Below are 2385 nucleotides of genomic sequence, written 5' to 3'. Positions count from 1 at the left end.
CTTCAATGGGTGAAATTGGGGGGATGGATGGCGCTCAATTTATAGTTATTTTATTAGGAGCAATTGCTGGTTTAATTGTTATTCGGTTTGCAGCAGGTTACTTCGTTAAGATATTGACAGAACGCCCTAGTCTTGAAACTGCAGCAATGTTACTCGTTGGTTGGGTTGGGGTTAAGTTATTAATGCATACTCTTGCGCATCCGGCCTTGCACATTATTCCTCACGAGTTTGTTGAAGGACCTATTTGGAATACAATCTTTTGGTCAGTAATGCTGCTTATTGCATTAGGTGGATGGTTTTTATCTAAAGGAAAAACAGAAAAACAGTGAAGTAAAATAAATATATTTGTCCGTAAAAAAATAACGATTTTTAAATTGTCAAACGATCATTCCGTTTACTAATTTTGAGTTATTTGATAATTAAACGAAAAGTTTTGTTCAAATAAGGGGTGCTTTATTTTAAAAAGGGAGGTTGCTGCGGCAACCTTTTTTTCTTACATACTAAAGGGGGAGGTGAGTGGTGGAAGGAAAAGTTCTTCTAGAAGTTGCATATCTTCTTTCTAAGCTCTAAAGAAGAAATTGATGATGAAGAATAACAGAAATTCTTATTAAGCAAACAGGGCTATTGGTGAAGGAGGACTTATAAAAAAGCCGATTCCTTAGTGTTTTAGGGAATTACTTTTCATTTGGGAATATCAAAGACACCATTGATCAAAATGGAAGATAGAATGAAATATGAGAGAAATCATAATAGAACTATACTTTTGAGGAACAATAAATTGAAAAGATATAAAAAGGATACAAAGCGAGGAGTTTTATGAAAAAGTTAGCAATGTTTTTCCTATGTCTTCTTATCTTAATTTTCCCATCACAAGTTATTGCTCAACGAAAAGTACCTATTTTAATTTATCATTCGATTGAAGAGTTTAATGGACACGGTTCTATGGAGTTATATGTAACCCCAAAGAATTTCGAAAAACAAATGATTTATTTACGAGACCACGGCTACACATTATTAACTTTTGATCGGTGGCAAGACATTAATAAAGTAAACAAACCCATTTTCATTACCTTTGATGACGGATACAAAAACAACCTGAATGCATTTGCTATCTTTCAAAAATTGGAAAACGAACGTTTTAAACCATCTGGTACCATGTTTGTTATCTCTGACTTTATTGGTCGCTCAAACCGATTATCGAAATCGGATTTAAAAACGATGGCTGATTCGGGTATGATCTCAATTCAGTCTCATACTGCTACACATCCTGACTTGACGAAAATAAAAAATTATGAATATGAACTGAAAGGGTCCAAAGATAAAATTCAAAAAATAACGGGCAAACCAGTTTATGCTCTTGCGTATCCATACGGGAATTTCAATGACAAAGTCGTAGCAGAAACGAAGAAATACTATTTGTTTGGGCTTACGACAACTCCTGAACCATTTTCTGAGAAGGGCATTAAAGACGAACTCTATCTTTTACCACGAATCTATATCAAATATTCAACTAGCCTTGACGACTTTGCAAAGATTGTTGACAGAGAATGAAGGCGGTTCCTATTCAAAGTAATCGCTTTTTCAATTGGACCTAAGGGAAAAGTAATAGTGCTTATAAGCTATTGGGTCAGAAACAAGGAAAATTTCAAATAAAAAAGGAGGATGAAATTAACCTCATTCTTCAACTTCAATTGGGCGCCTTTTTGAAAAAATAACATTAAACGGAGTTCATAAAAATGGATAGGAATGATGGATATGGATACTGAAATACCTCATTTTTCATGTTCCCAATCAGATAAGATTGAACCCTCTGGTTGTTAAATCAGCGATAAATCATCCTTTTCATAGTTTTTTTTATCTTTATTGAATATTGGATTATTTTTTACGCAAAATACCCTTGTCATTACTTCATGCTGTCAATCTATATGAGATGACAAATGTAACCAAGTTTCCCTGTTTTAATAAAATGGTCAAGATAAAAATAATTCGAAATAAGGAGTGAATTCTATGGATAGCAAGGAATCAAAAAAGGATTCTTTAGATATAGCTGGAAGAATTTATGACGTCAGTGATTATAAACGAAAGGATACATTGTCCTCTGGGCTTGCTAAAACCCACGAGCAAGTATCGGATACTTATACGGAAGGTGAAATGCAATCTGTAGTTGATGATGTAGACGGAAAGAATATAGAGATAAAAGGGGAAGAGGCTGAAGAAGAAAGCCAATAAAATAATTAAGGAGAAATTACCAGGGCATTGCATGAGCTTTCAAGAGTGAACTTTGCAGCTACTTGTTTTTCTCTTAGGCTAAAACTATCCAGGTATTGGGTACCGACTCAATTGCCTGGATAGTGAAGAATATCTCCTTTTTATCCCCTAGTCTGT

3 protein-coding genes are annotated in these 2385 nt (G+C 34.3%); all 3 read left to right on the top strand.

Features of this window, described 5'->3' with window-relative positions; genetic code table 11:
- On the top strand, positions 1 to 329 hold a 329-nt coding region (locus AC1DUW_RS26070), incomplete at its 5' end, for a TerC family protein (protein WP_477643845.1).
- Between the two features lie 487 nt (positions 330 to 816).
- The gene (locus AC1DUW_RS26065; protein ID WP_053345837.1) at positions 817 to 1551 is read left to right on the top strand and encodes a polysaccharide deacetylase family protein; all 735 of its coding nucleotides are present in this window, start codon (positions 817 to 819) and stop codon (positions 1549 to 1551) included.
- Between the two features lie 456 nt (positions 1552 to 2007).
- Positions 2008 to 2229, top strand: coding sequence for a YozQ family protein (locus tag AC1DUW_RS26060; protein ID WP_053345838.1), 222 nt, complete (start codon positions 2008 to 2010; stop codon positions 2227 to 2229).
- The last annotated feature ends 156 nt before the right edge of the window (positions 2230 to 2385 follow it).

Source organism: Peribacillus sp. P4_C12, from assembly GCF_056402095.1.
Note: the sequence above shows the minus strand (reverse complement) of the source record. Positions and strands in the feature narration are given on the sequence as shown.

Coding starts and splice junctions, on each gene's coding strand:
- AC1DUW_RS26065 (WP_053345837.1), top strand. CDS start 817: ATGAAAAAGTTAGCAATGTTTTTCCTATGTCTTCTTATCTTAATTTTC.
- AC1DUW_RS26060 (WP_053345838.1), top strand. CDS start 2,008: ATGGATAGCAAGGAATCAAAAAAGGATTCTTTAGATATAGCTGGAAGA.